Source organism: Roseiflexus sp. (genome assembly GCF_057785375.1).
This window is the reverse complement of record NZ_JBYNRX010000072.1, coordinates 1-16,790: the sequence shown is the minus strand read 5'-3', so window position 1 is coordinate 16,790 and position 16,790 is coordinate 1. Positions and strand designations below refer to the sequence as shown.

The 16,790-nt window shown below is 62.8% G+C and carries 15 protein-coding genes; 1 reads left to right on the top strand and 14 read right to left on the bottom strand.

What is annotated here, in order from left to right; all coding sequences use genetic code 11:
* Nucleotides 1–386 precede the first annotated feature (386 nt).
* The 12 genes from AC3EA7_RS12565 to AC3EA7_RS12510 form a co-directional block, all read right to left on the bottom strand.
* Nucleotides 387–1,025 carry a YdcF family protein gene (locus AC3EA7_RS12565; RefSeq protein WP_488614403.1) on the bottom strand — a complete coding sequence of 213 codons (639 nt, stop codon included), beginning with the start codon at nt 1,023–1,025 and terminating at the stop codon, nt 387–389.
* A 566-nt stretch (nt 1,026–1,591) separates the two neighbouring features.
* Complete coding sequence (locus tag AC3EA7_RS12560) at nt 1,592–2,269, bottom strand: acetyltransferase (protein WP_488614402.1); 678 nt, start codon at nt 2,267–2,269, stop codon at nt 1,592–1,594.
* Nucleotides 2,266–2,886 carry a sugar transferase gene (locus AC3EA7_RS12555; protein WP_488614401.1) on the bottom strand — a complete coding sequence of 207 codons (621 nt, stop codon included), beginning with the start codon at nt 2,884–2,886 and terminating at the stop codon, nt 2,266–2,268. The genes AC3EA7_RS12560 and AC3EA7_RS12555 overlap by 4 nt, the downstream gene beginning before the upstream one ends.
* Nucleotides 2,887–2,890: 4 nt before the next feature.
* Nucleotides 2,891–4,090, bottom strand: coding sequence for a glycosyltransferase family 4 protein (locus AC3EA7_RS12550; RefSeq protein ID WP_488614400.1), 1,200 nt, complete (start codon nt 4,088–4,090; stop codon nt 2,891–2,893).
* Nucleotides 4,091–4,102: 12 nt separating this feature from the next.
* The gene (locus tag AC3EA7_RS12545; RefSeq protein ID WP_488614399.1) at nt 4,103–5,197 is read right to left on the bottom strand and encodes a glycosyltransferase family 4 protein; all 1,095 of its coding nucleotides are present in this window, start codon (nt 5,195–5,197) and stop codon (nt 4,103–4,105) included.
* Nucleotides 5,198–5,203: 6 nt separating this feature from the next.
* Nucleotides 5,204–6,139 (bottom strand): glycosyltransferase family 2 protein, encoded by a 936-nt coding sequence (locus AC3EA7_RS12540; protein ID WP_488614398.1) that lies wholly within the window; start codon nt 6,137–6,139, stop codon nt 5,204–5,206.
* Nucleotides 6,118–7,302: a glycosyltransferase family 4 protein gene (locus AC3EA7_RS12535; RefSeq protein ID WP_488614397.1), complete on the bottom strand. Its 1,185-nt coding sequence runs from the start codon at nt 7,300–7,302 to the stop codon at nt 6,118–6,120. Before AC3EA7_RS12535 ends, AC3EA7_RS12540 begins: the two co-directional genes overlap by 22 nt.
* Nucleotides 7,287–8,507 carry a glycosyltransferase gene (locus tag AC3EA7_RS12530; RefSeq protein ID WP_488614396.1) on the bottom strand — a complete coding sequence of 407 codons (1,221 nt, stop codon included), beginning with the start codon at nt 8,505–8,507 and terminating at the stop codon, nt 7,287–7,289. The genes AC3EA7_RS12535 and AC3EA7_RS12530 overlap by 16 nt, the downstream gene beginning before the upstream one ends.
* A 1-nt stretch (nt 8,508) precedes the next feature.
* A complete protein-coding gene (locus AC3EA7_RS12525) occupies nt 8,509–9,858 on the bottom strand; it encodes an O-antigen ligase family protein (RefSeq protein WP_488614395.1) in 1,350 nt (449 codons plus the stop codon).
* Nucleotides 9,827–11,137 (bottom strand): lipopolysaccharide biosynthesis protein, encoded by a 1,311-nt coding sequence (locus AC3EA7_RS12520; RefSeq protein WP_488614394.1) that lies wholly within the window; start codon nt 11,135–11,137, stop codon nt 9,827–9,829. The genes AC3EA7_RS12525 and AC3EA7_RS12520 overlap by 32 nt, the downstream gene beginning before the upstream one ends.
* A gap of 9 nt (nt 11,138–11,146) precedes the next feature.
* Nucleotides 11,147–12,997: a tyrosine-protein kinase domain-containing protein gene (locus tag AC3EA7_RS12515; protein ID WP_488614393.1), complete on the bottom strand. Its 1,851-nt coding sequence runs from the start codon at nt 12,995–12,997 to the stop codon at nt 11,147–11,149.
* 193 nt (nt 12,998–13,190) lie between these two features.
* On the bottom strand, nt 13,191–13,652 hold the full coding sequence (locus AC3EA7_RS12510) for a response regulator (protein ID WP_488614392.1): 462 nt from the start codon (nt 13,650–13,652) through the stop codon (nt 13,191–13,193).
* A gap of 605 nt (nt 13,653–14,257) precedes the next feature.
* Here AC3EA7_RS12510 and AC3EA7_RS12505 point away from each other — a divergent pair.
* Nucleotides 14,258–14,617: a hypothetical protein gene (locus tag AC3EA7_RS12505; protein ID WP_488614391.1), complete on the top strand. Its 360-nt coding sequence runs from the start codon at nt 14,258–14,260 to the stop codon at nt 14,615–14,617.
* Nucleotides 14,618–14,829: 212 nt separating this feature from the next.
* Here AC3EA7_RS12505 and AC3EA7_RS12500 read toward each other — a convergent pair whose 3' ends face one another.
* Both AC3EA7_RS12500 and AC3EA7_RS12495 read right to left on the bottom strand, forming a co-directional pair.
* On the bottom strand, nt 14,830–15,510 hold the full coding sequence (locus AC3EA7_RS12500; protein WP_488614390.1) for a response regulator: 681 nt from the start codon (nt 15,508–15,510) through the stop codon (nt 14,830–14,832).
* 33 nt (nt 15,511–15,543) lie between these two features.
* Nucleotides 15,544–16,341: a sensor histidine kinase gene (locus AC3EA7_RS12495; protein ID WP_488614389.1), complete on the bottom strand. Its 798-nt coding sequence runs from the start codon at nt 16,339–16,341 to the stop codon at nt 15,544–15,546.
* Nucleotides 16,342–16,790: the final 449 nt, after the last annotated feature.

Below are 16,790 nucleotides of genomic sequence, written 5' to 3'. Positions count from 1 at the left end.
ACGCCGGGCCTTCGCCCACGCCGGGCCTTCGCCCACGCCGGGCCTTCGCCCACGCCGGGCCTTCGCCCACGCCGGGCCTTCGCCCACGCCGGGCCTTCGCCCACGCCGGGCCTTCGCCCACGCCGGGCCTTCGCCCTCCCGGCGAGATTTTCTGGATATAAAAGAGGAACCGGCCGTCATAACGACGACCGGTGGGGATAAGAGAGGACGAATGAGGGCGGCGAAGGAGGGTGTCCGGTTGGGCGTCTGCCACGCCCTGAGACGACCGCCGCTGTCGTCTTGCTCTTACACTAGTATAACGTGCAGCCTGTTCGGAAAGTTGCACGGTCTGCTGAGTTTCTGCTGAGAAACAGATGAGATTCGGGTGAAACCGTCCGCCCCTCTCTTCAGGGTAGCGGCACACCATAGTACAGCCGGTAGAACCCCATTTTCACCAGCTCACTGGCGGCGTAGCGCCAGAGGCGCGCGCCACACCGCCAGCGATCAGGACAGGGCGCAAGAAACGGCGCGGCGCTCGCAGTGATGTGCGCCTCGGGGATGAGGGCGCGAAAGGTGCGCACTGCACGGCGGGTATGATAGGGATCGGTCACGATCATCAACGAGCGCCAGCCGTAAGTGGCGACCAGGTCGCGCACCAGTGTCGCTTCGTCGTGGGTGCTCTGCGCCCCGTCCGCCAGGAGCGTGACGTCTGGCGGCAATCCGCGCGCCACTGCATAGCGAAGCGCCACCCGCGCCGATGACGTTTCCGGCGGACTGCCGGGCAGTGCGCCGCCGGTAAACACCACAACCGGAGCGCGCTGCTGGCGATAGAGTTCCAGCGCGTGAATGGTGCGGTTGGGCGGATACGCCTCGCCGCCGAGGACGATGATCGCATCCGCCGTGTCAGCGGCATCATCGATGATCAGCCACGGTGCAGCCAGAAAGGGGATCGCAACAATTGCGATGACCAGAATCAGAGCAATCACCATTTCGGAGCCGGATGTGCGGCGCGCCGATAGACGACCAGATGGAAGACGCAACACCATATCATTATTATACCAGGAGTGACGTGGTCGCCTTACGGACAAGCCGCGTGAACGGCTCTCGTCGCCTTCGGCAAAGTGGTGTATGCCTTGTCTCGATGCCTGTTTTCCTCTCATCCCTCCATCCCCCTTCTCCCACACGGGGAGAAGGGGGCATGCGCTGGAGTGGGCGATGTAATCCAGAGGCTTGCCAAAAATCCACCCTCGTGACGGCAGGGGGGTGAGGTTAAACAGGGGTATTGGAGGTACGGGCGCGGTTCGGCAGGCGTACTGCAAGGGGCGGCGCTTCGCGCCAAAACTAAGAGAGCAGGGAACTCCTCCTATCCTTCCCGCCTTCGACCGGCAAATCCTCTGCGCATCTCATAGAGCGATCAACCAATACCTGAACTATCAAGGACGTGGAGCAACAGACGTTGGCTGAGACTGTCGAAGCCACCGTGCTGGGTTGCCGCGCGCGAGATGATACGGCTGGGTCAGCGGCAGACGTTGGCTGAGACTGTCGAAGCCACCGTCTGCCGCAAGACGGTCAACACGGGCAATGATTGTGCAATATCCGGTTGATCGCTCTATCATACTCTCACACGCGCACGGCGCTGCGCCGGCATCAGCCCGGGCGTCAGGTGCGGACGCGCAGGGATGCCACTGACCACCAGATCATTATCGACCGACGATGTCACCACTGCGCCGCCGCCGACTACGCTCCATGCGCCTACTGCGCGTTGTGGCAACACCGTCGCGCCAATCCCTACCAGCGCCCCCTCGCCAACGGTGACCGCGCCGCCAAGGGTCGCGCCGGGCGCGATGTGGGCATGCGCGCCAATGCGGTTGTGGTGCTCGACGATGCAGCCGCTATTGAGGATGACATTCACGTCGATGTGCGCTCCCGCATTCACGATTGCCCGCGCTGCGATGACCGTCCCCGCGCCGATGACGGCATCGCACGCGACGATTGCCGACGGGTGGCGCGCTACGATAAACTGTTCGCCGCACGCCGTCAGACGTTCGTAGATTGTCCGGCGTGTCCGGTTGTCGCCGATGCCGATCACAACCGCGTCGTGATCAACGGCGTCGATCGAAGCGAGTGGTCCCAGGATCGGCAATCCCAGCCGCCACTCGCCGAACAGGTGCGGATTATCGTCGAGAAAGCCAATCGGCGTCAGGTCGGCGCCGGTCTCGTGCATGCGCACGAGAATGTCGGCGACCACCTGCGCATGCCCGCCGGCGCCAATGATCAATACGCGCTTCATTGTGACCTGCCTTCCGAGGTTCCTTGAAAGATTGTCACCGTTGCACACCCGCGCTGATTGATCCCCTCACAGCGCGCCACCCGCCATATGGTCAGCGCCAGAATGCGGAGATCGAGCCAGAACGAGAGATGATCGACATACCAGACATCCAGCGCAAACTTCTGCTCCCACGTAATCGCGTTGCGCCCATTCACCTGCGCCCATCCGGTGATGCCGGGGCGCACTGCATGCCGCCGCATCTGTTCCGGGGTGTAGCGATCCAGATACTCCATCAGCAGCGGGCGCGGTCCTACCAGGCTCATGTCGCCACGGATGACGTTGATCAGTTCCGGCAGTTCGTCGAGGCTGCTGCTGCGCAGAAAGCGCCCGAACCGCGTCAGCCGCTGATCGTCCGGCAACAGGTTGCCTTCGGCATCGCGCGCGTCGGTCATGCTGCGAAACTTCAGCAGCGTGAATGGTTTGCCGTGCAATCCGGGGCGCTGCTGACGAAAGATCACCGGCGCTCCCAGCAACAGGCGCACCAGCGCTGCGATGATCAGCAGCAGCGGCGCCAGCGCAATGAGCGCCGCGCTGGCGATGCTGATGTCGAAGATGCGCTTCAGATGACGACGGTACATGGCATTATGCTCTGCTGGTTGCGGGCATTGCCGCGCTCTCTGGCGCGGGGAGTCCTTTCTCGTGCAGTAACCGCCGGTAGGCGCCGATCACTCGTTGAAACACCTGCTGCTCATCGAAGCGTTCGCACGCTACGCTGCGCCCGGCGTCTCCCATGGCTGCACGCAGACGGTCATCCCGCAGCAGGCGCTCCAAGGCATCCGCCAGCGCATCGACAGCGTGCAGCGGCGTCAGCAGTCCGTTCCGCCCGTGCTCGACCGCCTCGCGACACCCGCGCACATCGGTCACAACACAGGGAACCCCCATTGCCGACGCTTCCATCGGTGCGCGTGGAAAGCCTTCACGGTACGATGGCAGCGCAAATATGTCCATCAGGGCGTACATGTCTGGCATATCCTGGCGAACGCCGGCAAACACGCAAGTCGCCGTTCCTGCTGCCGCCTGAATATCCTCAGGGGCGAGCGCATCCGCTTTCTCGCGATCAACGCCGCCGACAACCAGGAGTGCGACCGGACCGAACCGCGACTGTACCTGTTGCACGGCGCGTGCCAGTTCGATCACCCCTTTCTCGGCGACCAGCCGACCGACAAAGCCGATCACCGGCACGCCCGGCGGCAACCCTAGCGTCTGACGCAGGCGCGCCAGATGCGCCGGATCGATCCGACTCCGGTCAAAACGCCGGATATCGATGCCGTTGCCGAGTAACTGAATCCGCTCGCGTGGACAAATGCCCAGACGAACTGCAGTGTCGAGGTCCTCGCTACTTTGCGAAAGAATGAGATCAGAGCACCGCGCCGCAATCCGTTCCAGCGTGATGTAGAACCGTCGCTGCGCTGGCGGCATGTGCTCGTGGAAATAAAAGCCGTGAATGGTATTCATCACCGCCGGCGTCCCGGCCAGGCGCGCCGCCAGTTGGCCCAGCAGCCCTGGTTTGGGGGTATGTGTATGCACAATTGTGAAACGTTCACGGCGAAACACGCGGTACAGGCGCAGTAACGCGCGCAGATCGGCGAGCGGCGTCAGGCGCCGTGTGAGTGGAACCGCGATATGGCGAATGCCGTGTGTTTCGAGCGCAGGCACATCCGGTCCTGGCGCGGAAATCCCCGTGACCTGATACCCGGCGTCGGCGATGCTGCGCAGTTGATTGAGCAGCAGATAGCGCAGCGATTGGTCGATGGTCGTCACATGCGCGACTCGCACGGTCATCGAATATGCCTCCTATGTGCTACGCCCTGCCCGCAACAGAATATCCGTCAGGCGCGGGGCAACCGATTGAATGGAATAGGACTGCGCCACCGTTGCGCGTCCTGCCATGCCCAGCCGCTCGCGCAGCGCCGGATCGTCGAGCAGCCGCGTCAGGGCGCAACGCCAGGCGGTCGGGTTGTCCGCCAGCAAGCCATTGACGTTGTGCATGATCAACTGGCGCGCCACGCCAACCGGCGAACACACTGCCGGAACGCCGACCGCCATATACTGCACGGCTTTGACGCCGCTCTTGCCGCGGGTCCATTCATCGTCCGGCAACGGCATGACCCCGATGTCGAACGCATGGAGATGTTGCACCTCGGTTGCCTGGCTCCAGATGCGGTTGACGACCGGAAGGTGGGCGCTGACGTAGGGAACCGAACTGATGGCGTGCAGTTCGAGCGGGTAGTGCTGCGCCAGTTCGCCGAAGACCGGTTCCAGCGATCGCAGGTAGGGAAAGCCGTTGGGTGTGCCGATCCAGCCGATGACCAGCCGCTTCGAGGCGCGAGGAGCGCGATAATCCTTCGGCGGGTAACGGGTGATGTCCACGCCGCTGTTCACGACCGAAACACGTGGGTTCAGGCGGCGCATGTACCCTGCCAGATGCTCATTCCAGACGATCACGTGCGTGGCGTGGCGCACGATGCGCTCGATCTTGCCGCGACACAGCCAGCGCACCAGCGGAAAGGGATGGCGTCGGTAGTAGGCATATGTTGCATCGTCGAACAGTACCACGTGTTTCACACCGCGTCGCTGCAGCCATGCTTCAAATCCATCCGGCAGATAGGGGAGCAGTTCTTTCTCGAATACCACCAGATCGTAGCGGTGTGCGTTCAGCAGCACCCGCAGCCGTCGCGCAACACGGTGCGCAAAGTACAGACTATGACGTGCAATGTCGCCAAACCCCGTCGGACGGTCGAGCACGCCGAACTCGAAGTACCGGTCGTCGAACAGCGGCTCGACGGTGCAGGCAATGCCAGCCTGCGCATACGCGGGCAGGTACTGATGCACCATATAGCGGCTGCTGCCGCCGCGCTGACTGTAACGTGTGAGAAAGAGCACGTTCATCGTTTTTCACCGGGCAATCATCGAACCGCACAAGAGCGTTGCCACGCGCCAGTATTGTGCGGCGTACTCCCATTGCCGCCGTTGACCCGCCAGCGCCGCGCGCAAGGCCGCCAGCAACGCGCGCGCCAGCGCCGCTGGCACAATCGCTGCACAGAGCGCCCCGGTCGTCAGCGGTCCATACTGTTTGCGGAAGAACGACACCAGACTGGCGTACCGTTGTGCAATACGCGCATCGAGGTTCTGGAGCGAACTCTGGCCGCCATAGTGCGTGATCTGTGGCGTCGGCGTGAAACGGATGCGCCAGCCAGCCTGCCGCACACGCCAGCAGAAATCCACTTCCTCGAAGTACATAAAGAAGCGTTCGTCGAGTGGACCGGCGTCATCCCAGGCTTCGCGGCGCACCAGCAGGCACGCGCCCGACGGCTGATCGACATCGCGCGCCGTGTCGTGCGCCCACCACGTCATTTTGAAGCGGGCAAGCACGCGGTTGCGCGGTGCGATCCGGCTGACGCCCCAGCAATCCAGCGCAATGTTGAGGAGCGTCGGAAACCGGCTGCATGATGGTTGCAGACTGCCGTCGGCGTTCAACAGGCGTGGACCGAGAATGCCGACATCCGGCATCCGGTCCATCAGCGCCGTCATCTCGTCCAGTGCGCCGGGCGGCAGCCAGGTATCGGGATTCAAGAGCAGGAAATACCGCCCCTGTGCGTGGGCAAATCCGAGATTGTTGGCGCGGGCGAAACCGACGTTCTCCGGCAGCGCCGTCAGGCGCACGTGTGGAAATGCGGTGCGAACCATCTCCGCGCTGCCATCGGTCGAGGCGTTATCGACGACGATGATCTCACAGGCGATCCGGCGCGCGGCGTCGCTCAATGATGCAAGACAGGCGCGCAACAGGTCGCGCGTGTTCCAGTTGACAATCACGATACTGAGGTCGCACATACCGGTTGGCCTCGCAGACGGTAAAAGATGCGTTCTTCGGCAAGCGTCACACGCTCGATATCGAACAGTTCCTGCACAATCGCGCGTCCTCTCCGCCCCATGGCGCGGCGGGCAGCCGGAGGGAGCGACAGCAGGCGCAGCAACGCATCCGCCAGCGCCTCCGGGTCGCGCGGCGGCACGAGGTAGCCGGTTTCACCGTCGCGCACCACGTCGGGCAAGCCGCCGACCGCGCTGGCAACCACCGGTCGCTCCATCAACAACGGCTCGACGGCGCCGCCGACATTCTCCGAGCGTGACGGAACCGCCGCCACATCGCTTGCCGCCAGGATCGCCGGAATGTCGGTGCGTTTCCCGGTAAAGATGACGTGGCGGTCAACCCCCTCCACACGCGCGAGTTGCTTCAACGACGCCTCGTAAGATCCATCAGCGCCTTCAGGTTCGGCGCCGACGATCAGGAAGCGCACGGAAGGCAGGCGCGCCGCGACATCGCGCGCCGCGCGGATCAGTACTTCGTGCCCTTTGATGCCGTAGTGCGGATCGAAACGGCGAATCGGCGGGATGAGATGCGCAACGGTCGTCACAACCGGCGCAGCGGATGAAATACCGAGTTCCTGACGCACTGCCGCGCCGTTCAGCGCAGGATCGAAGCGTTCGAGCGGAAAGCCGTAGTAACTCAGAATCACGTTACGGCAGGCAATCGGTGCGCGCCGGTAGTAGTTCGCTAGCGCGCGGCTCGACGCCAGAATCCCGCTGTCCATCCAGGCGGTGCTATACTCCGCCAGTCGATAGGGCCGCAATTCCAGGTCCCACAGGCTCGGCGGCTTGAACAGGCGCACCGGCACGCCTGCCAACCGCGCCGCAACACGCGCCCACAGACTGATCGGCAGCGCGTAATACACGACCACATCCGGTCGGTGCTGGCGAAACAGCCGATAGAGCACGCCAATGGCAGCGATCACACGGTGTACTTCCTTCAGATGCCGCGGCGCCTGCCAGGTGCAGACGTCGACGCCGGCAGCCTGCGCTAGGCGCGCCATCGGCGAGTCGAACGGGCATGCCGCCAGTACCCGCTGCCCGCGACGCATCAGACTTCGCGGGGTGTGTAGCGCCCATTCGTGAGCGCCATAGCCGGTTACATAGAGAATGGTCAGCGGCGCGCCCATCGCAGACCCCCCATTCCCTGAGCGTGCAGAATGTCGTAGTACAGTCGCTCGGTTTGCTGCACGGTCGTGTGCAGGTCGAACAACTCCTGCACGATAGTGCGCCCTTTGCGTCCCATTGCGCGTCGAGCGACCGGCGACAGCGACAGCAGGCGCAGCAACGCTTCCGCTAGCGCCTCCGGGTCGCGCGGCGGCACGAGGTAGCCGGTTTCACCGTCGCGCACCACGTCGGGCAAGCCGCCGACCGCGCTGGCAACCACCGGTCGCTCCATCAACAACGGCTCGACGGCGCCGCCGACGTTCTCCGAAAGTGACGGAACCGCCGCCACATCGCTCGCTGCCAGGATCGCCGGAATGTCGGTGCGTTTCCCGGCGAAGATGACCGTCTGCTGCAACCGCAAGTCGGCGACCATCTGGTACAGCCGACGCTTGTACTGTTCCGCCTCGCCGGGGACCAGCGCATCACCGACGATCAGGAAGCGCGCGGCGGGATTCGCCTCGCGCACGCGCGCTGCGGCGGCAATCAGGATTTCGTGCCCCTTCAGCCCGACGCCGCCAAAAACGTTCAGCCCGCGCAGGGATTGTTCCTTCAGCGGCGAGTACATATACGCAATCATCGTGATCAGCGGCGCATCGGGTGCAATGCCGAATTCACGCCGGATCGGGCTGCCATCGATTGCCGGATTGAACGGCTCAAATGGGAAACCGTAGTAGATCAGGCGGATCCGTCCGCGCATGACGCCGCAAGCGTCGTAGATACGCTGCGTGGCGGTGCTCGACGCGATGATGGCGCTATCGAGGCGCGCCAGCGCCATCTCGATCCGACGCGACGCAGGAATTTCGAGCGGCAGCGGACCGGGCCACTGTGTCAGACGCACGGGAACGCCCGCCGCATATGCTGCCAGGCGCCCCCACACATTGGCCGGCGCCAGATGGTTGTGCACCACGTCAATCTGTTCTCGACGCAACCAGGCCGCCACACGCGCCACATACGCAGCGGCGGCGTGCATATGCCGGATGCGACGTGGAAAAGGGACGATCCGGGTCGGAACCCCTGCGGCACGCGCTCGTTCCGGCAGCGGACCATCCTCCGGGCAGATCAGGTGCACCTTGTGCCCGGCATCGCGCAACCGGCAGAGCGGATGGAACGCCCATCCACCGGCAAATGCGCTTCCGACAATATGGACGATGCGTAATGATCGGGGCATGTCACCCTTCACTTTCCTGCCCGACGAGGCATGCCAGAATCAAAAGGAATACGAAGGCAAGGATCGGATCGAAGAGCGGTTCGCCAAACAATGATGACACCAGCACTGCCAGGATCACTGCCTGAACGACGCGCGCTAGATGATCCTGGCGCGCAACCAGGGCGCGCACACGCCGCCATGCTGCCAGAAACACACCGATGCTCAACACGCCGCCGCCAACGCCGAGCATGGCAAATGCGCTCAGAAAGTAATTATGGGCAAAGCCCAGGTCGTACACTGCCGATCCCGCAGCAAGCGGCGCCTGACCGGTGCGCACCAGATACTCGCTGAATTTCCCCCATCCAATGCCGGTCAGCGGCGCCGAGAGAAAGGCATGGATCGCCGCACCCCACAGATCGAGGCGCGTCTCTGCCGACGGGTCGAACCCACGCCCCGGCGCCCAGGTCATCTCAAGGCGCGCCCAGACGGCTTCGGGCAACCCAAACAGTACAAAGGCGCTGATCGCTCCCGCAATGATCCACAGTTTGAGCGAATGCCCGCGATAGAGCAGCAGCGTTGCGACAATCAACGCCATATAGGACGAGCGACTGAATGAGAACAGGATGGCGGTCAGTACAATGGCGAGCAGCGGCGCTCTGAGCATCCAACCGCCTCTGATGCCTCTTCCGAGCAGCAGGGTCCAGCCGATGACCCACAGGAGTCCCAGTGAGTTCTTCAGGCTGCCGATCACGGTATAGGTGTCGATCCAGGCATCGCGTCCTTGCAGTCCTTCGCTCAGTGAGCGCGAGTTGAGCAGAAATGCGCCGGCGACTACCGTTGCGCCAAGAGCGATGCCGCCGAGCAGCGCGCGCGCCTGGTTGCCGGTCGCTATTCGCGGCGCTGCCAGCGCAAACCAGAGGTAAGGCAGCAGTCCGATGATGGTCGTGACAACACGTTTCAGACTCAAGCCTTCGTTGAGGAGCGCGCGTTCAGCCAGCACAATGACCGCCCCCCAGCCGACGACGACGATCAGCAGCCAGCGATCCCACTGCCTGGCGTCGGGATGCTGCGTAACCTGATACAAGGCGTGGAGGAAGGACATACTGTACAGCGCCAGCAACGCCTGGCTGAAGAGCGCACTGCGCATATCGATGAGATAGAGGAGCGGAACGGCCATGCCGGTCACGAAGAAGGCGCTATCGCCGCCGCGCAGCGCCAGGACAGCCCACGCCGCAGCGCCAAGCGCCATCAGGAGCAGGAATGGCTGCGTTGCTGCCAGCACGCCAACCAGCGGCGCGACAGTCAACCCCAGCAGCAACGCTGTGCCGATCCGCAGATATTCAGGCGCGACGAGTGCGGACAATCTGCTCATAGATAGCATGAATCCTTCGTTCACTGCTCGTCCAATCCGCCGGCTGGAAGACCAGGAAGGCGCGCCAGTTCAGGCGACTGGCGCGACAAAAACGCACAACCAGCACAAGCGTGGTCGCCATTCGTGCGATTGCCGCTGCGACGGCAGCGCCCAGCGCACCAGAGAGCGGCGCAAGCGCCAGTGAAGCGGCGATCAAAACGCCACACCCGATCCAGGCGGCGGTTGCCGGCGTCCCTGGCTGTTCGAGCGCATTGAAATAGAGCGACAGGATCATGCCGGGGGCGCCGAGCGCCGCGCCGATGCAGAGAATGAGCGCCACCGCCGCCGCCGGACGAAATGCCTCGCCGAATCCAAATGGCACGACGATGAAAGCGCTTCCGCCAAGCAGCAACCCCGTCACAAGCGCCCCGGCAAAGGCATAGCGCGCTGCATCCGCAACGCGCCGCGCGACCGTCTCCGCGTGCTGTCCGGCGAGACGGGGCAGCAAGATGTTCGTGAGTGTGGTAGGCAACATCAGCACCACATCCGCAAAGACGACTGCGATTGAATAGATGCCGGCCTGTGCAATCGACGACGTGCCGCTGACGATGATCAGGCTGCTGCGCAGAAACAGGAGACCTGCCAGGTTGCCACGAAACGCCTGCAACGAGTATCGCACCATCGCCGAACGTTCTGGCGCCACGTATTCGGCAGTTCCTGCGCGGCGCAGCGCTACCGCGAACAGGACGAGGACGACGATCTGCACCCCCAGGACCGTTGCCATAACCGCTTCGAAGTGGTCGATACGCGCGATGAACAAGACCGCAAGCGCCAGCACATACAACAGCGCAGCGCTCGCATTGAGCGCGTTGGTCAACCGGATTCGGTTCAATCCGACACAGATCGCGTTGAACAGCGTTATCATGACGACAACCGGCGTCAACAGCGCAACCGAAAGCATCAACTGCCGGTCGATCAGAACATCGATCCGAAAGGTGAGCGGTACGAGCGCAATCAGCGCCATGCCGACGGCATACATCAGACTGGCGCGTATCGTCCACAACGTGTGCCGCGCAGAACGCGCGACGAAGTAGATAATGGCGCTATCCGAGCCAAGCAGGGCGATGCCGCCGATCAACGCCGACCAGGAAAGTGCGGCGGCGAGCAATCCTTTGCCTTCAGGACCAAGCAGACGCGCCTGCAATACCGCCGAGACCACCATCAATCCCAGCGTCGCCAGTCGTACCGCATAGGTCTCGACGGTCAGGCATACAACTCCTGGTTGTGCTTGCTGCGTCACGGCATATTCCTACTTCGTTGCAATCCCGCGGCGCTGCGTCATCCCATTGCGGCGCTCGTCCGTTCCTTCGGCAACAACCACGTCGGCGCTCACCGGATGCCCATCTACCGTATCTGGCGCAGAGGCTGAGTAGCGCGGGAAGAATTCATCCCTCACCGGGTCAATCGGCGCCTCCTGGTCGTTGCGCGCCACGCGCCCCATACCGGTCACCCCCGCATCCACGGTATCGACCACGCCCGGCACAGTGTGCTGGCGTCGCCGTCGGCGCCTGAACCACCGGCTCAACCCGCTGCGGCGGCTGCGCTTCCGTTCACCGCCATAGTAGTAGTAATAGTGGTCATACCCGCCCTGCTCGCGTGTCACCCGGTTCAACACCACACCCTGCGGCTCCACCCCCGCCTGGAGCAATTGATCGCAGGCGCGACGCAACTGACTGGTGCGCGTGGCGTCTGCCAGCACCACCAGCAGGGTGGCATCGCAGATATGCGCGAGCGGTATGGCATCGGCAACGGCAAGGATCGGCGGGCTGTCGAACACCACAACGTCGGCCATACGCTTCAGTTCGTCGATCAGGTCGAGCATTTTCTTCGAGCTGACCATCACTGCCGGATCGGAGGGGACCGGCCCGCTTGGCAGCACGAGCAGGTTCTCCACACCAGCGGCGATCATGTGGTTGTACAGGCTATCCGACGGATCACGCACCAGCGCCGTCGTAACGCCGCGCAGATTGGCGTGGCGGAAGAAATGGTGCAACGACGGACGGCGCAGGTCGGTGTCCACCAGAATGACGCGCTTGCCGGAGCGGGCAATCGCCAGCGCCAGATTCGCCGCCGTTGTGCTCTTCCCTTCGCCGGGGCTGCTGCTCGTCACCAGCAGCGTGCGCAGCGGCTTCTCGAACCGCGCGATCTCCAGTTTGACGCGCAGCATCTGGTAGGCTTCGGCAACCTGCGCAAAAGGGTCTTTCAGCATCACCAGTTTGTCCGACGGCTCGGCGCCATCGATCCGCCCAATCGCCGCCAGCATGCCGACATGCGCGGCATTCGCCACGTCCTCGGCGGAACTGACCCGATCACTGAGGTACTCGATCAGGAGCGCCAGTCCGATTGCCAGCAACAGACCGGCAAATGCCGCCATGCCGGTGTTCGTGGCAATGCGCGGACGTACTGGCGTAGGCACAGGAACCGCCGACTCCACCACATTGACACTGTTCGTCAACTGCGCTTCCGCCAGTCGCACCTCTTCCAGGCTGCGCAGCACCGTGGCGTAACTGCTGCGATACTGCACCAGCGCCTCTTCCAGGCGCGCGCGGCGCACCGGATCGTCGATGCCGCGCAGCGCTGCGAGTTGCTCCTGGGTGGCATCGATATCCGCCTGGAGTTTGGCAACTTCGCTTGCGAGACTGCGCTTCGACTCGGCAAAGCGTTCGGACTGCAACTCGCGGTTTTGTTCGCTGAAGACTGCCACCATATGATTGGCGATGTCGGCAGCGCGCTGCGGGTCGATGTCTTCGACCGTCACGACGATCAACTGCGTGTCGCGGATCGGTCGGACGCGAACGCGCTCGGCAAGCGCCGACGGCGTGATCGGCAGGCTCAACTCGCGCACCACCTCTTCGAGCACCGGGCGTTTGACCAGCAGTTCAGCGTAGGTGCGCGCCAGCCGTTCCGCAGTCAGCACAGCGTTGTAGTCCGGCGAGGCGCTGCCCGCCGGCGCCTGGTTGATCAGCAGGGTGGTCGATGCTTCATAGATCGGCGTCATCCGGATGCTGACAAGATACGCCGCGCCGCCAGCGAGCGGCGTCATCAGCAGCATCAGCCAGAGCCAGCGCCAGAAGAGGTTCAGGTATCGTTGCAGGATCATGCGATGCTCACTTTGCTCATCTATCTGGCGCATTGGCGCCGCTTACATGGGCGCAATCGCATGTGTTCGCCACATCAGTGCGCATGGAAGGACACACCGCTGCGTTGCGATCGCATGCCGACTGTAGCACCGTGAGCGTTTCATAGCGTCTGCCTGTTGGACAATCGCACCTATGCCGGATGGCATATCTTCGTCACCATTCACAGCCGGATGCCGCCAGCCGCTGAAGCGCGCGCGTAGAAATCATGGTATCGAAGATCGTTTCCCCCAGGAGGATGCGTTGAACGGCATCTGCCAGATCGTCGATAGACGCAGCGGCGGACAGATACCCATGGACGCCGATCCGGAGCGCTTCAAGAAGACATGGCGGGTCGTCGACGGCGGAAATGATAGCGACCCGAATACCGGGCAAGGCGCGGAACGCCTGACGCGCAACGGTCAGTCCGTCGCCCTGCGCCAGCGAAATGCCGAGCAACGCCAGATCGAAACGCAGTCGTCGCACATACTCCAGCGCCACACGACTGTTATCCGTTTCGGCAATCACCGTCACTTGCGGAAGACGTTCGAGCACGGAGCGGCACAGCAAACGCTCCGGGTCGGGCGCAGCAACAAGGGTGCGCACGCGATCCGGCAGCGGCGCTTCTGCATGATTCATAAGGTCCTCACAACCTGGTGTCTTCGTTTCCCCGGAGACAACCGACGTGAACGCTGCATGCATCGTAGCGCATCATGGTATCAATGCGCGTCTGCTATGCGGGTTATGCGTCGGATATGTCGGGTGGCGTATGGAACGAGGCGAGAGGTGAGAGGCGCGAGGCGTTTCAGGTTGAAGGTTGAAGGTTATATGTAGGGGCGCGGCGGCGCCGCGCCCGGCGGCGTGCCCGGCGATCGCACGCCCGACGGCGGCGCGTCCAGGCGGGTGACGCACAGGGTACGTCGAAGGTGGGAAGGTAGAAAACGCCCCCGCCCCTCGAGGTCTCTGCCGCCGATCTCGCGCTGTGATGAAACAACGCTGGCGGAACGTTCTCCGCCTGCGGCATGCGCGTTGCTCGACCTCAAGGGGCTTGGGGCAGGTGCGCACGTTGCAGGTTGAGGATACCAGGCGGAAAGGTTCTCTCACTCCTCACTCCTCACTCCTCATATGCAGCAACTCTTTACCTCAAATATGCGTTGATATATACTGTTTTCTGCTGTTGTGCCACCTGGCGCTCTGTGGCGCAGCTGAACGGCAGATCGTTGAGCAGCAGAGGGCAACGTGGTATGCTGAACTGGTCAGACGTCAGGTACAAGTTGACGCTCGGGGTTGGCAGCCTCGCCGTCGCTGGCATGTTGGCGGAGCGGTGGCAGAATGTGCTTTCGGTCTGGGTGATCCTGGTGATCGCGCTGCTGCCGCTTGTAGTGTTCGTGTTCGTCCGCCCCGGCGAACTGCCGGACCGGGGCATCCGCATCGCCCATGTCGCCGCGTCGGTCTGGTATGTCGTCTCAGCGATCGGGTCGCTAGTCTCCCTTGCTATGGTTCAGCCACTGCCCCGAGGGTGGCCAGTGTATCCGTTATTCGTGGTGGTCGGGGCGCTGCCATGCGCCATTGTGTTGTACCGGGCGATGATCGGGCGCTACTAGCATCGAGGATCGCTTCATCGATATTGGCGGGTCGGCGAACGACTGTATCCTGTTGGGTGAACCTGCATCGAGCGCGGCCTCCCGATAACCGATGTATCCCATCCTTCCCCTGCCACCCCGACGTTGATGCTGAGCGGGCAGGTCCTGCGCGCAGCACTGGATGGCCGCCTAATTCCTGGTTCCTGGTTCTCGGTTCCTGGTTCTCCCGCTCCCTAACCCCTCACCAACCCCAACTCCAGCGCCCGCACCGCCGCCTGCGTGCGGTCCGACACGCCGAGTTTGGCGATGATATGCTCGACGTGAACCTTGACCGTTCCTGGACTGATGACCAGTTCGCGGGCGATCTCGCGGTTTGTCTTGCCCTGCATCAGCAGACGCAGCACCTGCTGTTCGCGTGGCGTCAGCGGCTCGATCAGCGGCGCTTCATCGCCCGGCGTCGCATGCGCCAGCCGCCGCAGGGTTTGCAGCACCAGATCAGGGTTCAGGAACGCCTCGCCGCGTAACACCTGCCGCACCGCGCCGATGATCTCGCGCCGGCTTGCGTCCTTCAACAGGTACCCGGCGACGCCAGCGCGCAACGCCTCCATCAGCGCATCCGGTTTCGCCTGCACAGTCACGATAATAATCCTGATGGCGGGATGCAACGCCTTGATCCGTCGCGTCGCCTCGATGCCGTCCATCACCGGCATCTGCAAGTCCATCATCACCAGGTCTACCGGATGGCGCGCAACAAAATCGAGCGCTGCGGCGCCGTCGTCGGCCTCGCCAATGACCTCGACGCCCGGTTCGCGCATCAGCACTGCCGACAATCCGGCGCGCGCCAGTTCGTGATCGTCAACGATCAGGATGCGCGCAGATGACGATGAATTTCGTGCAGTCGGGTTGAACGTCATGACGCTTCGCCTTCCTCTGTACTACGTTTTTGGTCATTGCTGAGAAGGGCGGGAAAGGTTATCCAGAGGGACAAGAATCACAATCCTGGTCCCGCAATCAGGGCGGCTCTGAATATCGATCATACCCCCCAGCAACGCGGCGCGCTCGCGCATGCCCGTCAGTCCGAAGCATCCTGCGGCGGCGTGCTGTGGATCGAAACCGCGCCCATCATCGACGATTTCCAATCGCGCCTGCGACCCGGTGCGTTCCAGCGTCACCTGCACCCGACAATGTCCCGCGTGTCGCCGAATGTTCTGAAGCGCCTCCTGCGTCATCCGAAAGAGCGCCAGTTCGACATCATCCGGCAACAGACCAACATCCATCACGCGGGTGGTTACCTGCCACCCATCGCGGTGCAATGCCATTGCTTCAGCAGCGATCGCCTCCGCCAGACGACATGCGTCCAGGGGGGCGGGCGCCGCTCCGGCGATCAGCCGGCGCACCTCATCGGCGGCGCGACGTGTCAGTTCTATCGCCTGTTCCAGCGCCGCGCGCACCTCCGCCGATCGCGGACGATAGGCGCCCGTCAACGCCTGAAGATGCAGGCAGGCAGCCGTGATCTGTTGCGCTACGCCATCGTGCAGTTCACGGGCGATCCGACGCTGCTCGGCGTGGCGCGCTTCGGCTATCATGCTGCGCAGAAAATGGATCTCCGCTTCACGCTCGGCAAGGATCTGTAACAACCGCTCGCGCTCTATGTGCCACTGTTCGGATGCGGTTTGCGCTCGATCGAACCGAAACGATGCGCGTCGTCTGGATGCAGGAGTGAGGGTGGTCATTTGATGTGTCATAGTCGTTCTGCGTCGTTGTGCTCGAATAAACTACGCTGCAATTATACCCTGGTAAACCAGCGGACATGATTGCGAAATGTATGCTAAAGATGGTCAAAACCCGGTTATTTATGGTGATATATAGTACATTTTATGCATACTATGCTTCTTCGTAATGTTGTCATCAAATCGTAAGAGTATGTCATTCACAGCGTTTCAATATCATCACACGTTGACAGACCATAATTATCTTCGTTATCACGCAGTCTGTTCCGTGCGGGGGCAGGCGCGAGGGACCTGCCCCTGGTTCTGATACTACCGTGCAGTCAGGCAGACAAGATGTTCGAGCGCCCGGTTTGCAAGGCGTAACGATCTACGACGCGCGTTGGCAGTCGTGGACGCACTGTTGGGGAGGCGAAGGCATTGGGGGAGGCGAAGGCATTGGGGGAGGCGAAGGCATTGGGGGAGGC

Excerpts from the sequence above, each read along its gene's own strand:
- AC3EA7_RS12565 (WP_488614403.1), bottom strand. The coding sequence starts at position 1,025 with ATGGTGTTGCGTCTTCCATCTGGTCGTCTATCGGCGCGCCGCACATCC.
- AC3EA7_RS12560 (WP_488614402.1), bottom strand. The coding sequence starts at position 2,269 with ATGAAGCGCGTATTGATCATTGGCGCCGGCGGGCATGCGCAGGTGGTC.
- AC3EA7_RS12555 (WP_488614401.1), bottom strand. The coding sequence starts at position 2,886 with ATGTACCGTCGTCATCTGAAGCGCATCTTCGACATCAGCATCGCCAGC.
- AC3EA7_RS12550 (WP_488614400.1), bottom strand. The coding sequence starts at position 4,090 with ATGACCGTGCGAGTCGCGCATGTGACGACCATCGACCAATCGCTGCGC.
- AC3EA7_RS12545 (WP_488614399.1), bottom strand. The coding sequence starts at position 5,197 with ATGAACGTGCTCTTTCTCACACGTTACAGTCAGCGCGGCGGCAGCAGC.
- AC3EA7_RS12540 (WP_488614398.1), bottom strand. The coding sequence starts at position 6,139 with ATGTGCGACCTCAGTATCGTGATTGTCAACTGGAACACGCGCGACCTG.
- AC3EA7_RS12535 (WP_488614397.1), bottom strand. The coding sequence starts at position 7,302 with ATGGGCGCGCCGCTGACCATTCTCTATGTAACCGGCTATGGCGCTCAC.
- AC3EA7_RS12530 (WP_488614396.1), bottom strand. The coding sequence starts at position 8,507 with ATGCCCCGATCATTACGCATCGTCCATATTGTCGGAAGCGCATTTGCC.
- AC3EA7_RS12525 (WP_488614395.1), bottom strand. The coding sequence starts at position 9,858 with ATGAGCAGATTGTCCGCACTCGTCGCGCCTGAATATCTGCGGATCGGC.
- AC3EA7_RS12515 (WP_488614393.1), bottom strand. The coding sequence starts at position 12,997 with ATGATCCTGCAACGATACCTGAACCTCTTCTGGCGCTGGCTCTGGCTG.
- AC3EA7_RS12510 (WP_488614392.1), bottom strand. The coding sequence starts at position 13,652 with ATGAATCATGCAGAAGCGCCGCTGCCGGATCGCGTGCGCACCCTTGTT.
- AC3EA7_RS12505 (WP_488614391.1), top strand. The coding sequence starts at position 14,258 with ATGCTGAACTGGTCAGACGTCAGGTACAAGTTGACGCTCGGGGTTGGC.
- AC3EA7_RS12500 (WP_488614390.1), bottom strand. The coding sequence starts at position 15,510 with ATGACGTTCAACCCGACTGCACGAAATTCATCGTCATCTGCGCGCATC.
- AC3EA7_RS12495 (WP_488614389.1), bottom strand. The coding sequence starts at position 16,341 with ATGACACATCAAATGACCACCCTCACTCCTGCATCCAGACGACGCGCA.